The 18,801-nt window shown below is 71.1% G+C and carries 18 protein-coding genes; 11 read left to right on the forward strand and 7 right to left on the reverse strand.

The window, feature by feature from the left end:
• Nucleotides 1-129 precede the first annotated feature (129 nt).
• Nucleotides 130-495, forward strand: coding sequence for an ATP-binding cassette domain-containing protein (locus ACZ7HQ_RS35070; RefSeq protein WP_470998953.1), 366 nt, complete (start codon nucleotides 130-132; stop codon nucleotides 493-495).
• Here the strand turns inward: ACZ7HQ_RS35070 and ACZ7HQ_RS35075 are convergent.
• Nucleotides 393-653, reverse strand: a complete 261-nt coding sequence (locus tag ACZ7HQ_RS35075) for a hypothetical protein (RefSeq protein WP_470998957.1) — start codon at nucleotides 651-653, stop codon at nucleotides 393-395. The two genes, ACZ7HQ_RS35070 and ACZ7HQ_RS35075, sit on opposite strands and share 103 nt — an antisense overlap.
• Before the next feature lie 26 nt (nucleotides 654-679).
• On the opposite strand from ACZ7HQ_RS35075, the gene ACZ7HQ_RS35080 reads away from it, so the two are divergent.
• The 3 genes from ACZ7HQ_RS35080 to groL all read left to right on the forward strand — a co-directional run bounded on the left by ACZ7HQ_RS35080 (nucleotide 680) and on the right by groL (nucleotide 3,205).
• Nucleotides 680-949: a hypothetical protein gene (locus tag ACZ7HQ_RS35080; protein WP_470998893.1), complete on the forward strand. Its 270-nt coding sequence runs from the start codon at nucleotides 680-682 to the stop codon at nucleotides 947-949.
• 197 nt (nucleotides 950-1,146) lie between these two features.
• Nucleotides 1,147-1,455 carry a co-chaperone GroES gene (gene groES, locus ACZ7HQ_RS35085; protein WP_020132158.1) on the forward strand — a complete coding sequence of 103 codons (309 nt, stop codon included), beginning with the start codon at nucleotides 1,147-1,149 and terminating at the stop codon, nucleotides 1,453-1,455.
• 124 nt (nucleotides 1,456-1,579) lie between these two features.
• Entirely contained in the window at nucleotides 1,580-3,205 is a 1,626-nt protein-coding gene (groL, locus tag ACZ7HQ_RS35090) for a chaperonin GroEL (RefSeq protein ID WP_470998895.1), read from the forward strand.
• A 62-nt stretch (nucleotides 3,206-3,267) separates the two neighbouring features.
• On the opposite strand, the gene ACZ7HQ_RS35095 is transcribed toward groL, so the two are convergent.
• The 3 genes from ACZ7HQ_RS35095 to ACZ7HQ_RS35105 all read right to left on the reverse strand — a co-directional run bounded on the left by ACZ7HQ_RS35095 (nucleotide 3,268) and on the right by ACZ7HQ_RS35105 (nucleotide 5,568).
• Nucleotides 3,268-3,975 carry an ester cyclase gene (locus tag ACZ7HQ_RS35095; protein ID WP_470998897.1) on the reverse strand — a complete coding sequence of 236 codons (708 nt, stop codon included), beginning with the start codon at nucleotides 3,973-3,975 and terminating at the stop codon, nucleotides 3,268-3,270.
• 76 nt (nucleotides 3,976-4,051) lie between these two features.
• A complete protein-coding gene (locus tag ACZ7HQ_RS35100) occupies nucleotides 4,052-4,825 on the reverse strand; it encodes an SDR family NAD(P)-dependent oxidoreductase (protein WP_470998899.1) in 774 nt (257 codons plus the stop codon).
• 74 nt (nucleotides 4,826-4,899) lie between these two features.
• The gene (locus tag ACZ7HQ_RS35105; protein ID WP_470998901.1) at nucleotides 4,900-5,568 is read right to left on the reverse strand and encodes an MOSC domain-containing protein; all 669 of its coding nucleotides are present in this window, start codon (nucleotides 5,566-5,568) and stop codon (nucleotides 4,900-4,902) included.
• A gap of 80 nt (nucleotides 5,569-5,648) precedes the next feature.
• Here ACZ7HQ_RS35105 and ACZ7HQ_RS35110 point away from each other — a divergent pair, with 80 nt between their 5' ends.
• Nucleotides 5,649-6,548, forward strand: coding sequence for a LysR family transcriptional regulator (locus ACZ7HQ_RS35110; RefSeq protein ID WP_470998903.1), 900 nt, complete (start codon nucleotides 5,649-5,651; stop codon nucleotides 6,546-6,548).
• Between the two features lie 149 nt (nucleotides 6,549-6,697).
• Here ACZ7HQ_RS35110 and ACZ7HQ_RS35115 read toward each other — a convergent pair whose 3' ends face one another.
• A complete protein-coding gene (locus tag ACZ7HQ_RS35115; protein WP_351210476.1) occupies nucleotides 6,698-7,027 on the reverse strand; it encodes a WhiB family transcriptional regulator in 330 nt (109 codons plus the stop codon).
• Nucleotides 7,028-7,407: 380 nt separating this feature from the next.
• Between ACZ7HQ_RS35115 and ACZ7HQ_RS35120 the strand changes: the two genes are divergently transcribed.
• The 4 genes from ACZ7HQ_RS35120 to ACZ7HQ_RS35135 all read left to right on the forward strand — a co-directional run bounded on the left by ACZ7HQ_RS35120 (nucleotide 7,408) and on the right by ACZ7HQ_RS35135 (nucleotide 12,403).
• A complete protein-coding gene (locus ACZ7HQ_RS35120; protein ID WP_003948568.1) occupies nucleotides 7,408-8,019 on the forward strand; it encodes a response regulator transcription factor in 612 nt (203 codons plus the stop codon).
• Nucleotides 8,020-8,899: 880 nt separating this feature from the next.
• Entirely contained in the window at nucleotides 8,900-9,487 is a 588-nt protein-coding gene (locus ACZ7HQ_RS35125) for a sigma-70 family RNA polymerase sigma factor (RefSeq protein ID WP_066995815.1), read from the forward strand.
• Nucleotides 9,488-9,649: 162 nt separating this feature from the next.
• Nucleotides 9,650-11,155 (forward strand): IMP dehydrogenase, encoded by a 1,506-nt coding sequence (guaB, locus tag ACZ7HQ_RS35130; protein WP_470998905.1) that lies wholly within the window; start codon nucleotides 9,650-9,652, stop codon nucleotides 11,153-11,155.
• Nucleotides 11,156-11,278: 123 nt separating this feature from the next.
• Nucleotides 11,279-12,403 carry a GuaB3 family IMP dehydrogenase-related protein gene (locus ACZ7HQ_RS35135; RefSeq protein WP_470998907.1) on the forward strand — a complete coding sequence of 375 codons (1,125 nt, stop codon included), beginning with the start codon at nucleotides 11,279-11,281 and terminating at the stop codon, nucleotides 12,401-12,403.
• A gap of 91 nt (nucleotides 12,404-12,494) precedes the next feature.
• Here ACZ7HQ_RS35135 and ACZ7HQ_RS35140 read toward each other — a convergent pair whose 3' ends face one another.
• Together ACZ7HQ_RS35140 and ACZ7HQ_RS35145 are read right to left on the reverse strand one after the other, a co-directional pair.
• Nucleotides 12,495-13,049, reverse strand: a complete 555-nt coding sequence (locus ACZ7HQ_RS35140) for a hypothetical protein (RefSeq protein ID WP_470998909.1) — start codon at nucleotides 13,047-13,049, stop codon at nucleotides 12,495-12,497.
• A 138-nt stretch (nucleotides 13,050-13,187) separates the two neighbouring features.
• Nucleotides 13,188-14,396: a nucleotide sugar dehydrogenase gene (locus ACZ7HQ_RS35145; RefSeq protein ID WP_470998911.1), complete on the reverse strand. Its 1,209-nt coding sequence runs from the start codon at nucleotides 14,394-14,396 to the stop codon at nucleotides 13,188-13,190.
• Nucleotides 14,397-14,675: 279 nt separating this feature from the next.
• On the opposite strand from ACZ7HQ_RS35145, the gene ACZ7HQ_RS35150 reads away from it, so the two are divergent.
• Both ACZ7HQ_RS35150 and ACZ7HQ_RS35155 read left to right on the forward strand, forming a co-directional pair.
• Nucleotides 14,676-16,385: a glycerol-3-phosphate dehydrogenase/oxidase gene (locus ACZ7HQ_RS35150; RefSeq protein WP_470998913.1), complete on the forward strand. Its 1,710-nt coding sequence runs from the start codon at nucleotides 14,676-14,678 to the stop codon at nucleotides 16,383-16,385.
• Nucleotides 16,386-16,593: 208 nt separating this feature from the next.
• A complete protein-coding gene (locus tag ACZ7HQ_RS35155) occupies nucleotides 16,594-18,672 on the forward strand; it encodes a serine/threonine-protein kinase (RefSeq protein WP_470998915.1) in 2,079 nt (692 codons plus the stop codon).
• The last annotated feature ends 129 nt before the right edge of the window (nucleotides 18,673-18,801 follow it).

Here is an 18,801-nt window from a genome sequence, read left to right on the forward strand (position 1 = left end):
CCGGCCCATTTCCAGGTAATTCCGATCGCATTTCCTGGAGGGTTCCCTTGCGTGAACGATCTCGACCGCACGGCCATATGTGCGCGGGGAATGGCGAAGCGGTTCGGTGACAGCGGCGCTGTGGACGGCATGGATCTCGATGTCGGAGCGGGTGAGTTCTTCGGCGTCCTCGGTCCCAACGGTGCCGGAAAGTCGACGACGATGCGTATGCTGAGCTGTAAAAACGGGTCCAGGGGACGGTCGGGGAAAACGTCAGTACCTATGCCAGGTGCTTCCGCATGCCGCGCCCCGGGCCCGGAAAAGGCGATGGAAATGCTCGCCTCGGTCCAGCTCGACGACCGTGCCGACAGCCGGGTCGAAACACTGTCCGGCGAGATGCAGCGCAGGCGGCCTCACGGCGACTCCACCAGGGTCCGGCCGGGCAGGTGCAGTAAGGCTTCCTCCAGGGATGCCCGGCGAATCAGCGAGCGCTCAAGCAGAACGGCACCACCCTGATCCTCACCACGCACTACATGGACGAGGCGGAGCAGCTCTGTGACGCGCAGCTCCAGCACCTCGGTGACGCCGGCGTGTTCCTTGAGCAGCGCCTGCGCAGAACACTCGGCGACGATGCGGCCGCGGTCCATCACCACCAGCTGGTGCTGCAACGCCATCTGCGCCTGCACCGCAGGCTGCGAGCATGGGCCTGAGCGTCGGCGGGCTGGTGCGGTACGTCGACGGCCATCTGCGTGCCAAGGGGCTCGGGGCACCTGCTCACGTCCGACGGCGCGGAGCCGCTCCCGCCGCCGGGCACCATGAGCGCGGCGCCCTGCACTCGGCCATCTGCCTCGGCGTCCTCGACGAACCGGAGCGTCTGGCCGCCGACCGCTTCCAGGACCGGTGCACCTGGCCGGGAAGGCAACTGGCGGCACCGGCCGGCTCTCCGACTGCCACCGGCGCGCGTCGCTGATCCTGGCCGACGCGCCACACGGCATTGGCACTCCGCTTGACCGAGTGCTAATCACAGTCATAGTCTCGGCTCTGGCACTCCCCCCTGGAGAGTGCCAACTACGCGACGGGCAGGTCCGGCACCCGCGACGACGGATCGACCTGGTCGCCACCTCAGACAGTTAACCCCGTGAGATCTCCGAAGGGGGAGGTCGGATCGTGACGACCACCAGCTCCAAGGTTGCCATCAAGCCGCTCGAGGACCGCATCGTGGTCCAGCCGCTCGACGCCGAGCAGACCACCGCCTCTGGCCTGGTCATTCCGGACACCGCGAAGGAGAAGCCCCAGGAGGGCGCCGTCCTCGCCGTGGGTCCGGGCCGCTTCGAGAACGGCGAGCGCCTTCCGCTCGACGTCAAGGTCGGCGATGTCGTCCTGTACAGCAAGTACGGCGGCACCGAGGTGAAGTACAACGGCGAGGAGTACCTCGTCCTCTCGGCCCGCGACGTGCTCGCGATCATCGAGAAGTAATCCCACCTCGAGCAATTCTTTGCTTGTGAGCTGCGCCCCTGGCCCCCGCGACCGATAACGAAGCCGGGCGCCCGGGGCGCAGTTGTCTTTACTCCCACAGATTTCCGAGAGGGCTTCCGCTGTCATGGCGAAGATTCTGAAGTTCGACGAGGACGCCCGTCGCGCCCTTGAGCGCGGCGTCAACAAGCTGGCCGACACGGTGAAGGTGACGATCGGTCCCCGCGGCCGCAACGTCGTCATCGACAAGAAGTTCGGTGCCCCCACCATCACCAATGACGGTGTCACGATCGCCCGCGAGGTCGAGATCGAGGACCCGTACGAGAACCTCGGCGCGCAGCTGGTGAAGGAGGTGGCGACCAAGACCAACGACATCGCGGGTGACGGCACCACCACCGCCACCGTGCTCGCCCAGGCGCTGGTGCGCGAGGGCCTGAAGAACGTCGCCGCCGGCGCCTCCCCGGCCGCCCTGAAGAAGGGCATCGACGCCGCGGTCAAGGCCGTCTCCGACGACCTGCTCGCCTCGGCCCGCCCGATCGACGAGAAGTCCGACATCGCCGCCGTCGCCGCGCTGTCCGCCCAGGACCAGCAGGTCGGCGAGCTCATCGCCGAGGCGATGGACAAGGTCGGCAAGGACGGTGTCATCACCGTCGAGGAGTCCAACACCTTCGGTCTGGAGCTGGACTTCACCGAGGGCATGGCCTTCGACAAGGGCTACCTGTCGCCGTACTTCGTGACGGACCAGGAGCGCATGGAGGCCGTCCTCGACGACCCGTACATCCTCATCAACCAGGGCAAGATCAGCTCCATCCAGGACCTGCTGCCGCTGCTGGAGAAGGTCATCCAGGCCGGCGCCTCCAAGCCGCTGCTGATCATCGCCGAGGACGTCGAGGGCGAGGCCCTGTCGACCCTGGTCGTCAACAAGATCCGCGGCACCTTCAACGCCGTCGCGGTGAAGGCCCCCGGCTTCGGCGACCGCCGCAAGGCGATGCTGCAGGACATGGCGATCCTCACCGGTGCCACCGTCATCTCCGAGGAGGTCGGCCTCAAGCTCGACCAGGTCGGCCTGGACGTGCTCGGCTCCGCCCGCCGCGTGACCGTCACCAAGGACGACACCACGATCGTCGAGGGTGCCGGCAAGCAGGAGGACCTGACAGGCCGCGTCGCGCAGATCAAGGCCGAGATCGAGAACACCGACTCCGACTGGGACCGCGAGAAGCTCCAGGAGCGCCTCGCGAAGCTGGCCGGCGGCGTGTGCGTGATCAAGGTCGGCGCCGCCACCGAGGTGGAGCTGAAGGAGAAGAAGCACCGTCTGGAGGACGCCATCTCCGCGACCCGCGCCGCGGTCGAGGAGGGCATCGTCTCCGGTGGTGGCTCCGCCCTGGTCCACTCCTCCAAGGTCCTCGAGGGCAACCTCGACAAGACCGGCGACGAGGCCACCGGTGTCGCGGTCGTCCGCAACGCCGTGGTCGAGCCGCTGCGCTGGATCGGCGAGAACGCCGGCCAGGAGGGCTACGTCATCGTCTCCAAGGTCAAGGACCTGGAGAAGGGGCAGGGCTACAACGCCGCCACCGGCGAGTACGGCGACCTGGTCAAGGCCGGCGTCATCGACCCGGTGAAGGTGACCCGCTCCGCCCTGGAGAACGCCGCCTCCATCGCCTCCCTGCTGCTCACGACCGAGACCCTGGTCGTCGAGAAGAAGGAAGAGGAGGAGCCGGCCGCCGCTGGTCACAGCCACGGCCACGCCCACTGAGCGACACGCTCCTGAGTGAAGGCCCGGCACCCCGTGGGGTGCCGGGCCTTCGCCCTGTCCGGCTACTGCTCCAACTCGTCCAGCGCGCCGAGCTGTTGCATCAGCCCCAGCTGGTCGTGCTGCCACCAGGTCTCGGCGATCTTGCCGTCGTCACGGAACCGGAACAGCGTCATCCCGGTCATGGTGACCTGCCGGCCGGTGGCCGGGATGCCCAGGAAGTCGCCCGTGTGCCTGGCGTTCCACGTCCACCGCGCGCAGGCCTGCCCGCCCTGCGTGAGCACGTCCTCGACCGTGAACGCGAAGTCGAAGCCTCCGCGCCACATCCGGTACTCGGCGCGGGCGTTGTCCAGCCCGAAGGTGTCCTGGGGGTTCACCGGATCGTGGCTGTGGATGTCCTCGTCCAGCAGGTCGTTGAGCGGCGGCAACTCGCCCGGGGTGGCCAGCGCCGCGAAGAACCGCCGTACGGTGTCCTCGGCCAGCCGCTCGTCGCGCACGACGTCCAGATCGGTGAACGTCGGCATCTCGTCGCACAGGGCGACCATCTCGCGGAAGATCTTGTCGGTCTCCGGCAGGTTCGAGTTCCGCATCGCCTCCTCGTACGACGGGAACTCCACCACTTCGACGATGTGCGAGGCGTCCGAGCGGTCCTTGCCGACCAGCGCGTGCGTCGCCGTCCGCTTCCCCTTGGTCTGCGTGACCCAGTCGTCCAGGAGCCGGTTCATCTCGTCGAACCGGTTCGTCCTGCACTCGATGAGCTGTACGAAGGTCATGACGCCGCCTCCCGGCCCCCCTGGCCCGGTTCCGTCATGCTCATTTTCGCACCGGGACGGCAGCGCCACCCGTCCGCTACCGGGGGCCGTACCTCCGACCGGTCCGGGAGGAGATCCCGCCCATCAGCCCGCGCGGTGTGACCTTCACCAGACCCATCAGCGCCTTGTAGCGCGGGTCGGGGATCGACAGCGACTTGCCGCGGGCCAGGTCGGCCAGGGCCGCCGCGACCAGCTTGTCGGCGTCCAGCCACATCCAGCCCGGGATGTTGTCCGTGCCCATCCCGGCCCGCTGGTGGAACTCGGTGCGCACGAAGCCGGGGCACAGGGCCATCAGACGCACGCCGCTGCCGGCCAGGTCCTTGGCCGCGCCCTGCGTGAACTGCACGACCCACGCCTTGGAGGCGCCGTAGGTGCCCCGCGGCACGAAGGCGGCCACGGAGGCGACGTTGACGATCCCGCCCCGCCCCCGCTCGCGCATCGCCTCGGCCGCCGCCGACGTCAGGCGCAGCACCGCCTCGCAGTGCACCTTGAGCATCCTCAGCTCGTCGGCCATGGGCACTTCGAGATAGCGGCCCTTGTTGCCGAAGCCGGCGTTGTTGACCAGCAGGTCGACCGGGTTCTTGCGGTCGGCGAGACGGTCGGCCACCGACTCGATGCCCTTGTCCTCGGCGAGGTCGGCGGTCAGCACCTCCACCTCGATGCCGTGCCGGTCGTGCAGTTCGGTCGCCTGTTCGCGCAGCCGTCCGGTGTCCCGGGCCACCAGGACGAGGTCGTGCCCGTCAGCCGCCAGCCGCCGCGCGAACGCGGCGCCGATCCCCGCGGTCGATCCCGTAATCAGAGCCGTTGTCATGGCCCAAGCGTAGTGACCCGGAGCGAGCGCGTCCGCCGGGCACGAGGCCGGAGCGGCGGCCGGCCGACGGCCCCTCAGCCCTGCCGCAGCGCCACGAACCTGCGTGCCGCGGCCAGTGTCTCCGGGTGCAGCGCCTCGCCCGCCGCGAGCACGCGCGGCAGCAGTTCCCGCTCGGTGGTGACCGCGCGGAACTCCATCGTGACCGTCACCCCGTGGTCCGGCCGGCGCACGATCTCGATGGGATCGCCCGCCCGTATCTCGCCCGGTTCGATCACCCGGAGGTAGGCACCCGTTGCGCCCTTCCGTGTGAACCGCTTGACCCAGCCGCGCTCGCCCAGGTGGCCCTGGAACGTGCGGCACGGGATCCGGCCCGAGGTCACCTCCAGGACCAGCCCGGCACCGATCCGCCAGCGCTCGCCGATCAGCGCCCCGGAGACGTCCAGGCCGTCCGTCGTCAGGTTCTCCCCGAAGGACCCGTTGACCAGCGACCGGCCGAGCTCGCGCTCCCAGGCGTCGAGGTCCTCGCGCGCGAAGGCGTACACCGCCTGGTCGTCCCCGCCGTGATGGCGCAGATCGCACACCGCGTCCCCGGCCAGCCCGCTCCCGCCGACCCCCTTGGGCCCGGGCGCCGTCACCCGCACCGGCCCGTCGGCCGGCTTCTTGTCGATGCCCGTCACCCCGTCCGGCTGATCCGTGTACGGCACCGGCTGCGGGCGGCCCAGATTGACCGTGAGAACCCTCATGCACGCACGGTACGGGACCCCACCTCAAAGCGTCGAGCGAATATCGTGCGCCGCCCCCAAGTAGGCCTTATGCTCGAAGGGTGATCGAGGCCCGTCATCTCCGCGTCCTGCGCGCTGTCGCCACCACCGGTTCCTTCTCGGCGGCGGGGCGCGAACTGGGCTGTACCCAGCCCGCCGTCAGCCAGCAGATGAAGGCCCTGGAGACCTCGGTCGGCACCCCGCTGCTGGTCCGCAACGGCCGTGAGATGCGGCTGACCCAGGCCGGTGAGGCCCTGGTCAGGCACGCCTCCGGCATCCTCGCGGGGCTCACGGCGGCCGAGGAGGAGGTCGCCGCCATCGCCGGCCTGCGCGCCGGCCGGGTCCGGCTGGTCTCGTTCCCGAGCGGCACGTCCACCCTGGTCCCCACCGCCCTCGCCGCCCTGCGCGCCGCCCACCCCGGCACCCGGGTCTCGCTGGAGGAGGCCGAGCCCCCGAAGTCCGCCGAGCTGCTGCGCGAGGGCGACTGCGACCTCGCCCTGGCCTTCCGTTACGAGGGCGCCGCGGTCGTCGAGGAGTGGGACGACCTGGTCGTACGGCCCCTGCTGACCGACCGCCTGGTCGCCCTGGTGCCGGAACGGCACCGCCTGGCACGCGCGGAGTCCGTCGCCATCGGCGAGCTGGCCCAGGAGCCCTGGATCGCGGGCTGCCCGCGCTGCCGCGGCCAGCTGGTCGAGGTCTGCGAGGGGGCGGGTTTCACCCCGCGCATCGACTTCGCCACGGACGACTACCCGGCGGTGGTCGGCCTGGTCGGCGCGGGCCTGGGCGTGGCCGTACTGCCCCAGCTGGCGGTGGAGTCCGTGCGGCCGAGGGGAGTGCGCACCGTACGGCTGGAACCGGCGGTGCGGCGCGAGATCGTCGCCCTCACCCTGCCCGACCTGGCCCAGGTGCCGGCCGTGGCGGCGACGCTCGACCAACTGGCCCGGGCCGCAGGGCGCGGCTAGGGAGAGCTGGGGACGGCAGGGGCGGCAGGGGCGGCCACGAAATAGGCGGGGGCGGCTGGGGGCGGCCACGAAATAAAGGGCACGCGCGGGGCGTGCCCTGGTGGAAGGGAAGAGCGCACCGGGGAGGACCCGGGTGCAGAAACGTTCCTTCAGTGGTTCGGGGCCGTGTCCGCGCCTGCGGCCGAGGCCGTCACCAGGCGGTTGCGCGCGCGCCCCATCAACTCCTCACGCTCGTCCTCGGTCAGGCCGCCCCATACGCCGTACGGCTCGCGTACCGCCAGCGCGTGAGCCGCGCACTCCGCGCGGACAGGGCACCTCATGCAGACCTCCTTGGCCGAGTTCTCGCGAGCGCTCCGAGCCGCCCCGCGCTCGCCCTCGGGGTGGAAGAAGAGCGAGCTGTCCACGCCGCGGCAGGCAGCCAGCAGCTGCCAGTCCCATAGGTCCGCGTTCGGTCCGGGAAGGCGGGAGAAATCTGCCATTACGTGACCCCTTGTAGCCGTTCTGAGCGGATACGGTGCCAACGACCGTACATCTCCGGTCTAAGGAGATGAAAATATGACTCATTGCGAATCTAGCCTCGGACACCACGAAACGGGAAGAAAAGCGGCCAAATGGGGCATAGTTGTGATGAAAAGTTGAGGGTCTGTTGTCCATGTCTGCTCTGTGTCGGGCCCCTCACGTAGAGTGCCGAAGACGGCACGCAGCCCCGTAACTCTTTCGAGTGACCGTCGTTGAGAGTGCGGAGGCGGTTGAAAAAACAAGCGCTCGGGCAGGCGTCCGAGACGGTCGACCGCACAGGTGACGATTCCGTACCAGCCTGGAGGCTCAAGGTGACGCGCATCAGCTGCGGAGGGCGGTCATGACATCCGTCCTCGTCTGCGACGACTCCCCGCTTGCCCGAGAAGCGCTCCGTCGCGCGGTCGCGACCGTGCCCGGCGTCGAGCGCGTGACGACGGCGGCCAACGGCGAGGAAGTCCTCCGCCGCTGGGGCGCCGACCGCTCCGACCTCATCCTGATGGATGTGCGCATGCCCGGACTGGGCGGCGTGGAGACCGTGCGCCGGCTGCTGTCCGCCGACCCCGGGGCACGCATCATCATGCTCACCGTCGCCGAGGACCTGGACGGCGTGGCCCTCGCGGTAGCCGCCGGCGCCCGGGGTTACCTGCACAAGGACGCCTCGCGCGCGGAACTGCGCGCCACCGTGACGCAGGCCCTCGCGGACCCGACCTGGCGACTGGCCCCGCGTCGGCTCCGCTCGGCCGAGATGGGCGCCGCGCCCACGCTCACCGCGCGTGAGATCCAGGTGCTCGAAGGCATGAGCCACGGCCGCTCCAACGCCGAGATCGGCCGCGAGCTGTTCCTCTCCGAGGACACCGTCAAGACGCACGCCCGGCGCCTGTTCAAGAAGCTCGGTGCCTCGGACCGGGCCCACGCCGTGGCGCTCGGCTTCCGCTGGGGACTGGTCCGGTAGGCAGTGCCCAGCCCTGCGGGGCAGGCGGAACCGGCCGCCACCGGGCACCACTCCCGGAGCCGGACGCGTATCCGCCTCCCCTGGCAGCATCCGCGCGCCCTGCCGGCGCCGGAACTCCCTGAGGAAGGCAGCCCGACCCGCGCTCCGGGGCGCCCAAGCCCTACGGCGTCCGCGGGGGCGCCGAGCTGCACGCTGACTTCCGGGTCTGCGGGTCATGCGGCTGCTTCGGCGCGTCCAGGCAGTGGGCCGGGGGGAACCAGGCCACGCCGTGCACCTGGAGCCTGTGCGATGTGCGCTGAGGCGTCTCGCGGCTCCGGTGTCGTATCGGGATGCCCTGGCCCTGCGCGTGCCGGGCACGCGTGCGTGCGTGGTGCGGTGGGGCCTGGCGGCGCCTTCCGCCGGGGAGCCCTTGGCCGTACTGCCGCGCCCCGGCCGCCCGCAGGAACGGACGCGGATGCCGCTGCCCCGCCGGTGGCACCCCCGGGCTCGGCGGGTGGACCCGGTCACACCCGCGGAGTCGTGCCGCGGGCCGCGGGCCGGGCGGGCGGTCGTATCGGGAGCGGAGATCCACTCCGGGAACACCCGTGGTCGGCGCCGCTGGAGGGGCCACGCGGCGCACACCGTCGGGCTGTTCGCGCCCCCGGCGTACGACTCCGTGGAACGCCGCGGCGGGCGTGGCGCAAGGCGGCCCGCCGGACGCGCGCTGCTCGTTTCGGCGCGGATGCCGCATCCTTGAGGTGTGGAGTCTCTCGGGGACGAGTCGGTCGAGGTGAAGGGGAGGGCGCAGGGAATGAGTGCCGGCGCACCTGCTCATAACGCTTCGGTGCACAACCACGAGCACGATGCGACGGACCGGACGGCCGCAAGGCACCATGGACCGATGCGCGACGACGATGCGGGCACGGCCCACGGGGCGATCGGTGCGCTCGTGCATCGTGCCGTCGACGGGGACGAGCAGGCCACGCACGATCTGCTCGCCCATGTCCACCCGCTGGCGCTGCGCTACTGCCGTACCCGGCTGTCCCGGCTGCCCGGCGACGCGCGTCACTTCGTCGAGGACCTCGCCCAGGAGGTCTGCGTCGCCGTGCTGCTCGCGCTGCCCCGCTACCGCGACACCGGCCGCCCCTTCGAGGCGTTCGTCTTCGCCATCGCCTCCCACAAGGTCGCCGACCTGCAGCGTGCCGCCATGCGCCACCCGGGTTCGACGGCGGTGCCCTCCGACGAGATGCCGGAACGCCCCGACGACTCCCTCGGCCCCGAGGAGCGCGCCCTGCTCAGCAGCGACGCCGAGTGGGCCAAGAAGCTGCTGGCCAACCTCCCCGAGAACCAGCGTGAGCTGCTTCTGCTGCGGATCGCCGTGGGCTTGACCGCGGAGGAGACGGGGCAGATGTTGGGAATGTCACCCGGCGCGGTCCGCGTGGCCCAGCACAGGGCGCTGAGCCGCCTTCGGGCGCTCGCCGAGCAGTAACGCCCCCTGGGACGACCCCGGTCGTCCCCTCCTGAACAGGCACGCTTCCGTTTCCGTACGAACATACGAAGCCTGAAGCGACCCCGTACCGTGGAATTTGCTAGCGACGCTTCCCGTTAGCATGGACATCCGCACCGATCAAGGCCATTTGGGGAAGGTGTCATGACTGCAAACGTCGACGGAGTGCCCGGTAAATTCGCGACACTCGGGCTGACCTACGACGACGTGCTGCTGCTGCCGGGCGCATCCGAGGTGCTCCCCAACGCGGTCGACACCTCGTCGCGCATCTCCCGCAACGTCCGGGTGAACATCCCGCTGCTGTCGGCGGCGATGGACAAGGTGACCGAGTCCCGCATGGCGATCGCCATGGCCCGGCTGGGCGGTGTCGGTGTGCTGCACCGCAACCTCTCCGTCGAGGACCAGGTCAACCAGGTCGACCTGGTGAAGCGGTCCGAGTCCGGCATGGTCACCGACCCGATCACGGTGCACCCGGAGGCCACGCTCGCCGAGGCGGACGCACTGTGCGCGAAGTTCCGCATCAGTGGTGTCCCGGTCACCGACCCGGCCGGCAAGCTGCTCGGCATCGTGACCAACCGCGACATGGCCTTCGAGAGCGACCGCAGCCGCCGCGTGCACGAGGTGATGACCCCGATGCCGCTGGTCACCGGCAAGGTCGGCATCTCCGGCCCCGAGGCCATGGAGCTGCTGCGCAAGCACAAGATCGAGAAGCTGCCGCTGGTGGACGACGAAGGCGTCCTCAAGGGCCTGATCACGGTCAAGGACTTCGTCAAGGCCGAGAAGTACCCCAACGCCGCGAAGGACGCCGAGGGCCGTCTGCTCGTCGGCGCCGCGGTCGGTGCCAGCCCCGAGGCGCTGGAGCGCGCCCAGGCGCTCGCCGAGGCCGGTGTGGACTTCCTGGTCGTCGACACCTCGCACGGCCACAACAGCAACGCCCTGAGCTGGATGGCGAAGATCAAGTCGAGCGTGGGCGTCGACGTGGTCGGCGGCAACGTCGCCACGCGCGACGGCGCCCAGGCGCTGATCGACGCCGGTGTGGACGGCATCAAGGTGGGCGTGGGCCCGGGCTCCATCTGCACCACCCGTGTGGTCGCCGGCATCGGTGTCCCCCAGGTCACCGCCATCTACGAGGCGTCCCTCGCGGCCCGTCCCGCCGGTATCCCGCTGATCGGCGACGGCGGCCTGCAGTACTCCGGTGACATCGGCAAGGCGCTGGCCGCAGGCGCCGACACGGTGATGCTGGGCAGCCTCCTCGCCGGCTGCGAGGAGTCCCCGGGCGAGCTGCTCTTCATCAACGGCAAGCAGTTCAAGTCGTACCGCGGCATGGGCTCGCTGGGCGCCATGCAGTCCCGCGGCCAGGGCAGGTCGTACTCGAAGGACCGCTACTTCCAGGCCGAGGTGGCGTCCGACGACAAGCTCGTGCCCGAGGGCGTCGAGGGCCAGGTGCCCTATCGCGGTCCGCTGTCCAACGTGCTGCACCAGCTCGTCGGCGGTCTGCGCCAGACCATGGGCTACGTGGGCGCCGCCACCATCGAGGAGATGGAGTCCAAGGGCCGGTTCGTGCGGATCACCTCGGCGGGTCTGAAGGAGAGCCACCCGCACGACATCCAGATGACGGTCGAGGCGCCGAACTACAGCAGCAAGAAGTAGCGCAGGCGTGATCAGGGCGGCCCCGGAGCCTCTGGGGCCGCCCTTGTCGTACCTGCGGAGGGCTTCTGCCGTACCCGTCGGCGATACTGGAAGACGCTGAACGCATCAGGGAAAGGCCTAGACGTGACTGAGATCGAGATCGGGCGCGGCAAGCGCGGCCGCCGGGCGTACGCCTTCGACGACATCGCCGTCGTCCCCAGCCGCCGTACGCGGGACCCGAAGGAGGTCTCGATCGCCTGGCAGATCGACGCCTACCGCTTCGAGCTGCCCTTCCTGGCCGCCCCCATGGACTCGGTCGTCTCCCCGGCCACCGCGATCCGCATCGGCGAGCTGGGCGGCCTGGGCGTGCTCAACCTCGAGGGCCTGTGGACGCGGCACGAGGACCCGCAGCCGCTGCTGGACGAGATCGCCGGGCTGCCCGCCGAGCAGGCGACCCGCCGCCTCCAGGAGATCTACGCGGCGCCCATCAAGGAGGAGCTGATCGGCGCCCGCATCAAGGAGGTGCGCGACTCCGGTGTGGTCACCGCCGCCGCGCTCTCCCCGCAGCGCACCGCCCAGTTCTCCAAGGCGGTCGTGGACGCGGGCGTGGACATCTTCGTCATCCGCGGTACGACGGTCTCCGCGGAGCACGTCTCGTCCTCGCACGAGCCGCTGAACCTCAAGCAGTTCATCTACGAGCTCGACGTCCCGGTGATCGTCGGCGGCTGCGCCACCTACACCGCCGCGCTGCACCTGATGCGCACCGGCGCGGCCGGCGTCCTGGTCGGCTTCGGCGGCGGCGCCGCCCACACCACGCGCAACGTGCTCGGCATCCAGGTTCCGATGGCGACGGCCGTCGCCGACGTGGCCGCGGCCCGCCGTGACTACATGGACGAGTCCGGCGGCCGGTACGTGCACGTGATCGCGGACGGCGGCGTCGGCTGGTCCGGCGACCTGCCCAAGGCGATCGCCTGCGGCGCCGACGCGGTGATGATGGGCTCCCCGCTGGCCCGTGGCACGGACGCGCCGGGCAAGGGCCACCACTGGGGCATGGAGGCGGTCAACGAGGAGCTGCCCCGCGGCCAGAAGGTCGACCTCGGCACGGTCGGCACGATCGAGGAGATCCTCACCGGCCCGTCCCACACCCCGGACGGCTCGATGAACTTCTTCGGTGCCCTGCGCCGCGCGATGGCCACGACCGGCTACAGCGAGCTGAAGGAGTTCCAGCGGGTCGAGGTGACGGTGGCGGACAGCCAGCACCGCCGCTGACCCGCCCACGGGACCCGGACGACGCGAAGGCCCGCCCACCGATGCGGTGGGCGGGCCCTTCCCGTGCGGGCGGGGCGCTCGCGGCGCAGGCCTACTGGGCGGCCTTCTTGGTGCCGGAGAACGCGGCGAACGCGGCGATGGCGAAGAAGACGAAGGTGAGCGGGTCGGCGTCCTTCTTCCAGGCCTCCTGGACCACGTCGAGGTGGTGGAAGAAGACCTCGGAGAAGCCGGCGTGCACGTAGTCCGCGATGAGCATGGCCTCGCCGACGAGCTGGCCGAGGTAGACCGAGCCGAGCGCGAGGACGGCGCTCAGGACGGGGAGGGCCGGGTTGCGGCCGCCCGCCTTGCCGGCCACGAGACCGACGACGAAGCCGACGCCGACCGCGGCCCAGCCGATCTCGTGCTTGGTGGCGCCGATGATGACGCCGTACACGGCGCCCACGACCAGGGCGGCGCCGAGCGCGGCCAGCAGGCCGAGCACCAGGTTGTTCCGGACCGGCGCGGGCGGGCCCGTCGGCGCGGCGAAGGCGCCCGGCTGCGGCGGGTACGGCGCTCCCGGGGCGGGGGCCGGGGCCTGCTGGGCGTACGGGTTGCCGTCCACCGGACCGGGCTGCGGCGGCTGAGGTGGCGGAGCTGACTGGCTCATGACAGAAATCCCCCCGAGGTGGAGCACGACTGAAGAACGGAGACGGAAGACGCCCGCGCACCTGTGAGCGGCGGGTCCGGGGGAGACTAACAGCCGGGAACGACAACGCCCCCGGCCGTTTTCCGTTCGTGACCAGGGTCAGAGCCGGTGCGCCGCTCCCGTGGGCGTGGCGCCACGCGTGTCCAGCAGCAGCTGGGCCTTCACCGAAAGCCCCTGCAGGTCGTACGTGCGGTGGTGCTGGAGCAGGATCGTCAGGTCGGCGTCGGTGGCGGCCTCGTAGAGCGCGTCGGCGCGCGGGACCGGGCGGTCCAGCACGTTCCAGGCGGCCACGAGGGGATCGTGGAAGCTCACGGAGGCGCCCAGCTCCATCAGCCGGATCGCGATCTCCTGGGCCGGTGTGCCCTGCTGGTCGGCGAGGTCGGGCTTGTAGGTGACGCCGAGCAGCAGCACGCGCGCCCCCCGGGCGGACTTGCCGTGTTCGTTGAGCAGGGTGGCCGCGCGCTGGACGACGTACCGCGGCATCCGGCTGTTGACCTGCTGGGCCAGTTCCACCATCCGCAGGGTGCGGGTGGCGTGGCCGGTGAGGTCCTGCGGGACGCCGTGGCCGCCGACGCCGGGTCCGGGCCGGAAGGTCTGGAAGCCGAACGGCTTGGTCTCCGCGCAGCGGATCACGTCCCACAGGTCGACGCCCAGCTCGTGGCAGAGCACGGCCATCTCGTTGACCAGCGCGATGTTGACGTGCCGGAAATTGGTCTCCAGCAGCTGCACGGTCTCGGCCTCGCGCAGCCCACGCGCGCGTACCACCTTGTCGGTTAGCCGGCCGTAGAAGGCGGCCGCCGACTCGGTGCACGCCGGGGTGAGGCCGCCGATGACCTTGGGCGTGTTGGTCGGGGTGTGGTCACGGTTGCCGGGGTCGACCCGGCTGGGGGAGTAGGCGAGGTGGAAGTCGCGGCCGGCGCGCAGTCCGGAGCCCTCCTCCAGCAGGGGCCGCAGGAACTCCTCCGTGGTTCCGGGCACCACGGGCGACTCCAGGATGACCGTGGTGTGCGGGCGGAGCCGTTCGGCGAGCGTGCGGGCGGCCGCCTCCACCTGGCCGAGGTCGAGCCCGCCGTCGGCGCCGCGCGGGGTCGACGCGCAGATCACCGCCGTGCGCACCCGGCCGAGCTGGGCCGGGTCGGTGCCGGGCCGGAAGCCCGCCGCGTGCATCCGGCGCAGCTCGGCGGGGCTGAGCGAGCCCGCCTCGGGGCCGGTGGCATAGCCGAGGGTGGCGACGCCTGCCGCGACGGCGGCCTGGGCGAGCGGCAAGCCGAAGGGGCCGAGTCCGATGACGGCGAGGTCTGCGGGCATGCGTGGGCCGTCCTTCCCAGTAGCCGAAACGGAACAGGTACGCAACCGCTGCCGACAGGATGAGCGAGTGCTCTGTCAGACTAGGTACATATATGACCGTTATGTCTGATTGTGTCCGTGTGTCTTCCAGGGTTGTGTGCAAGTTGTCCACAGGTTGGGAGTCCGTAGTGGCTGAAGTAGGGCAAGCCGGTCAGAATTTGGGCATGAGGAGGGGATGAACCGGGCTTCGCCCACCGGGTGCGGCCGACGCGAGCGAGCGTGCGACAGCGGGAGGCAGCGGTGAGGACAGCGACTCTGGGGCCGGCGCAGCGCGCCGAGGCACTGGCGGCGATGGCGGAGCGTGAGCTGGACGTCCTGGTGATCGGCGCGGGAGTCGTCGGTGCGGGCACCGCGCTGGACGCCGTCACGCGCGGTCTGTCCACCGGTCTGGTCGAGGCCCGCGACTGGGCGTCCGGGACCTCCAGCCGGTCCAGCAAACTCATCCACGGCGGTCTGCGCTATCTGGAGATGCTCGACTTCGCGCTCGTCCGTGAGGCCCTGAAGGAGCGCGGTCTGCTCCTGGAGCGGCTCGCCCCGCACCTGGTCAAACCGGTGCCGTTCCTCTACCCCCTGCAGCACAAGGGCTGGGAGCGGCTGTACGCGGGCTCGGGCGTCGCGCTCTACGACGCGATGTCCATGGCCCGCGGCCACGGCCGGGGCCTGCCCATGCACCGCCATCTGTCCCACCGTCACGCCCTGCGCGTCGCCCCCTGTCTGAAGAAGGACGCCCTGGTCGGCGCCCTGCAGTACTACGACGCCCAGATGGACGACGCCCGCTTCGTGGCCACCCTGGTGCGCACCGCGGCGTCCTACGGCGCGAAGGCGGCCAACCGCGCGCGCGTGACCGGGTTCCTGCGCGAGGGCGAGCGGGTCGTCGGCGCCCGGGTGCAGGACGTGGAGGGCGGCGGGGAGTACGAGATCCGCGCCAAGCAGATCGTCAACGCGACCGGCGTGTGGACCGACGACACACAGGCCATGGTGGGCGAGCGCGGCCAGTTCCACGTCCGTGCCTCCAAGGGCATCCACCTGGTCGTGCCCAAGGACCGCATCCACTCCTCCACCGGCCTGATCCTGCGCACCGAGAAGTCGGTCCTCTTCGTCATCCCGTGGGGCCGGCACTGGATCGTCGGCACCACCGACACCGACTGGGACCTCGACAAGGCCCACCCGGCCGCGTCCAGCGCCGACATCGACTACCTGCTGGAACACGTCAACTCGGTGCTCGCGGTGCCGCTCGGCCGCGACGACGTGCAGGGCGTGTACGCCGGGCTTCGCCCGCTGCTCGCCGGGGAGTCCGACGCCACCAGCAAGCTGTCCAGGGAGCACACGGTCGCCCATCCGGTGCCCGGCCTCGTGGTCGTGGCGGGCGGCAAGTACACCACCTACCGGGTGATGGCGAAGGACGCGGTCGACGAGGCCGTGCACGGCCTGGACATGCGGGTCGCCGACTGCGTCACGGAGGAGACCCCGCTGCTGGGCGCCGAGGGCTACCACGCGCTGTGGAACGCGCGCGCCCGGATCGCCGCCCGCACCGGACTGCACGTGGCCCGCGTGGAACACCTGCTGAACCGGTACGGCTCCCTGACCGAGGAAGTCCTGGACCTCATCGCCGCCGACCCCGGCCTGGGTGAGCCCCTGGCCGCCGCCGACGACTACCTGCGCGCCGAGGTGGTGTACGCCGCCTCGCACGAGGGCGCCCGGCACCTGGACGACGTCCTCACCCGCCGCACCCGCATCTCCATCGAGACCTTCGACCGGGGTGCCCGCAGCGCCCGTGCGGCCGCCGAGCTGATGGCACCGGTCCTCGGCTGGGACAAGGACCAGATCGAGCGCGAGGTCGAGCACTACGAGAAGCGGGTGGAGGCCGAGCGCGAGTCCCAGCTCCAGCCCGACGACCAGACGGCGGACGCGGCGCGGCTGGGAGCGCCGGACATCGTGCCGCTCAGCTGAGGGAGCGGCGCGGCCGGAGCTCCTGCGGACACCGGTCCGCCCCGTCCGCCGGCAGCCGAACGACCGTCACCCGCGCGGGAAAAACACGCACTTCGCCCGACTTCCGGCATGTTGGCCCCGCCGGAGGGCAGGGGCACCCTGGGCGTTGAGCACTTGTCGAGTGAGAGACAATGGAGGCTCTGTCAGGGCGGGTTGTTTGAGGGGACGCATGTCGGAGGCGGAGCGGGCGGGTACATCTCGTCAGGGGACTCGTCAGGACAAGAGCGAGCGTCGTCTTCTCGCCGGGCGGTACCGGCTGGGAGACGTGCTGGGCCGGGGCGGTATGGGCACGGTCTGGCGCGCCGAGGACGAGACCCTGGGCCGGACGGTCGCCGTCAAGGAGCTGCGGTTCCCGTCGAACATCGACGAGGAGGAGAAGCGGCGCCTGATCACGCGCACCCTGCGCGAGGCCAAGGCGATCGCCCGGATCCGCAACAACAGCGCGGTGACCGTCTACGACGTGGTCGACGAGGACGACCGGCCGTGGATCGTCATGGAGTTGGTGGAGGGCAAGTCCCTCGCCGAGGCCATCCGCGAGGACGGCCTGCTGGAGCCGAAGCGCGCCGCCGAGGTGGGTCTCGCCATCCTCGACGTGCTGCGCTCCGCGCACCGCGAGGGCATCCTGCACCGGGACGTGAAGCCGTCCAACGTGCTCATCGCCGAGGACGGCCGGGTCGTGCTCACCGACTTCGGCATCGCGCAGGTCGAGGGCGACCCGTCCATCACCTCCACCGGCATGCTCGTGGGCGCCCCCTCCTACATCGCCCCGGAGCGCGCCCGCGGCCACAAGCCGGGCCCGGCGGCCGACCTGTGGTCACTGGGCGGCCTGCTGTACGCGGCGGTCGAGGGAGTGCCCCCGTACGACAAGGGGTCGGCGATCGCCACGCTCACCGCGGTGATGACCGAGCCCCTGGGAGAGCCGAAGAACGCGGGCCCGCTGAGGGACGTCATCCACGGCCTGCTCACCAAGGACCCGGCCAAGCGGCTCGACGACGCCGGCGCCCGGGCGCTGCTCAACGCGGTCCTTGAGGCTCCCGAGCCGGAGATCCTGGACGCCACGCGGGTGGTTCCGCTGCCCGCGCAGCCCGGCCCGTCCGAGGAGGAGCGCGGGGGCAAGCGGGGCGAGGAGGCCGCGGAGAAACTGCGCGGGGCGCTGCGGTCGGTCCGCAAGGCGGCCGGGGCGGCCACCGCGGCCGCGTCGGCGCGGACGAAGACCGGCGGCGACACGGTGGCGCCGGGTGAGGGCACCGGCGGAGCGGCGGGCGCGGGCGGTGCCACGGCCGGCGGTGCACGGCCGGCCGTCCCCGGCGGGGCGCGCACGGCGTCCTCCGGCGGAACGCGGCCCGGCTCCTCCGCCGGACGGCAGGGAGGCCCGGCCTCCGGTACCGCCGCTGTGCCGAACTCCAGCACGAACAAGCCGAGTTCGGGCTGGCCCACGGTGCCGCCACCGGACTTCGACCTGCCGCCGCGGCCGGTGCCGAGGGCGCCGCTGACCGACGTGGTGCCCAGGCGCACGCTGGTCATCATCGCCGTGGTGGTCGCCCTCGCCGTGCTCGGCACCGTCCTGGCCTTCGCCCTGAACGGCGACGACGGCAAGGACGGCAAAACCGGGGCCAAGGCGGCGGCGAGCGCGAGCGCGTCCGCCAAGCAGGACAAGGGCGACAGGAGCACGGGCAGCGGGAACCGGGCGGGCACGGCGAGCCCGTCGTCGGCCGGCACCGGTTCCGCGCCGGGCGGCGCGGTCGACGCGAGCGCGTCCACCGGCGACTCCGGCGACGCCGGCTCGAAGTCCGGCTCCAAGGACGGCGGGAGCGCGCCGGTGGTGTCGACCCGAAAGGGCGACCAGGGGTACTCGATCGGGCTCCCCAAGGGGTGGTCGTACCAGTCCACCGGCAGTGCGGGCGACCGGTACACGGGGCCCGACGGGCAGAAGCTGCTCGTCGCCTGGACCACCGCTCCCAAGTCCGACCCGGTGGCGGACTGGCGGAACCAGGAACACGGGATGGTGCGTTCCCAGTACCAGCGCGTCCATATCGAGAAGGTGGACTACCGCGGCTGGAACACCGCCGACTGGGAGTTCACCTACGTCGACGGGGGCACCAAGTACCGCACCATCGACCGCGGTTTCGTGGTCAACGGCCGGCTCGGGTACGGAATGATGTACACCGCGAAGGCCGCGAACTGGGACAGCACGCTGCGCAAGGACACCTGGAAGACCCTCACGGCCTCCTTCGAGCCCAAGTCGTAGGCACCGATCGCTCGTTTGGGGCGTGGGAATCCGTCATCCACTCGGTGCGGGTTGCCTCCGGCGCGTATCGTGAATGGTTGCGGACCGTACGCAGCCGGGAGCGTGTGCGAAACGGGTCGCCAGGCGAAC

Source organism: Streptomyces sp. NPDC037290 (assembly GCF_055603245.1).

Excerpts from the sequence above, each read along its gene's own strand:
- ACZ7HQ_RS35070 (WP_470998953.1), top strand. The coding sequence starts at position 130 with ATGGATCTCGATGTCGGAGCGGGTGAGTTCTTCGGCGTCCTCGGTCCC.
- ACZ7HQ_RS35075 (WP_470998957.1), bottom strand. The coding sequence starts at position 653 with ATGGCGTTGCAGCACCAGCTGGTGGTGATGGACCGCGGCCGCATCGTC.
- ACZ7HQ_RS35080 (WP_470998893.1), top strand. The coding sequence starts at position 680 with ATGGGCCTGAGCGTCGGCGGGCTGGTGCGGTACGTCGACGGCCATCTG.
- groL (WP_470998895.1), top strand. The coding sequence starts at position 1,580 with ATGGCGAAGATTCTGAAGTTCGACGAGGACGCCCGTCGCGCCCTTGAG.
- ACZ7HQ_RS35095 (WP_470998897.1), bottom strand. The coding sequence starts at position 3,975 with ATGACCTTCGTACAGCTCATCGAGTGCAGGACGAACCGGTTCGACGAG.
- ACZ7HQ_RS35100 (WP_470998899.1), bottom strand. The coding sequence starts at position 4,825 with ATGACAACGGCTCTGATTACGGGATCGACCGCGGGGATCGGCGCCGCG.
- ACZ7HQ_RS35105 (WP_470998901.1), bottom strand. The coding sequence starts at position 5,568 with ATGAGGGTTCTCACGGTCAATCTGGGCCGCCCGCAGCCGGTGCCGTAC.
- ACZ7HQ_RS35115 (WP_351210476.1), bottom strand. The coding sequence starts at position 7,027 with ATGGCAGATTTCTCCCGCCTTCCCGGACCGAACGCGGACCTATGGGAC.
- ACZ7HQ_RS35120 (WP_003948568.1), top strand. The coding sequence starts at position 7,408 with ATGACATCCGTCCTCGTCTGCGACGACTCCCCGCTTGCCCGAGAAGCG.
- ACZ7HQ_RS35125 (WP_066995815.1), top strand. The coding sequence starts at position 8,900 with ATGCGCGACGACGATGCGGGCACGGCCCACGGGGCGATCGGTGCGCTC.
- guaB (WP_470998905.1), top strand. The coding sequence starts at position 9,650 with ATGACTGCAAACGTCGACGGAGTGCCCGGTAAATTCGCGACACTCGGG.
- ACZ7HQ_RS35140 (WP_470998909.1), bottom strand. The coding sequence starts at position 13,049 with ATGAGCCAGTCAGCTCCGCCACCTCAGCCGCCGCAGCCCGGTCCGGTG.
- ACZ7HQ_RS35145 (WP_470998911.1), bottom strand. The coding sequence starts at position 14,396 with ATGCCCGCAGACCTCGCCGTCATCGGACTCGGCCCCTTCGGCTTGCCG.
- ACZ7HQ_RS35155 (WP_470998915.1), top strand. The coding sequence starts at position 16,594 with ATGTCGGAGGCGGAGCGGGCGGGTACATCTCGTCAGGGGACTCGTCAG.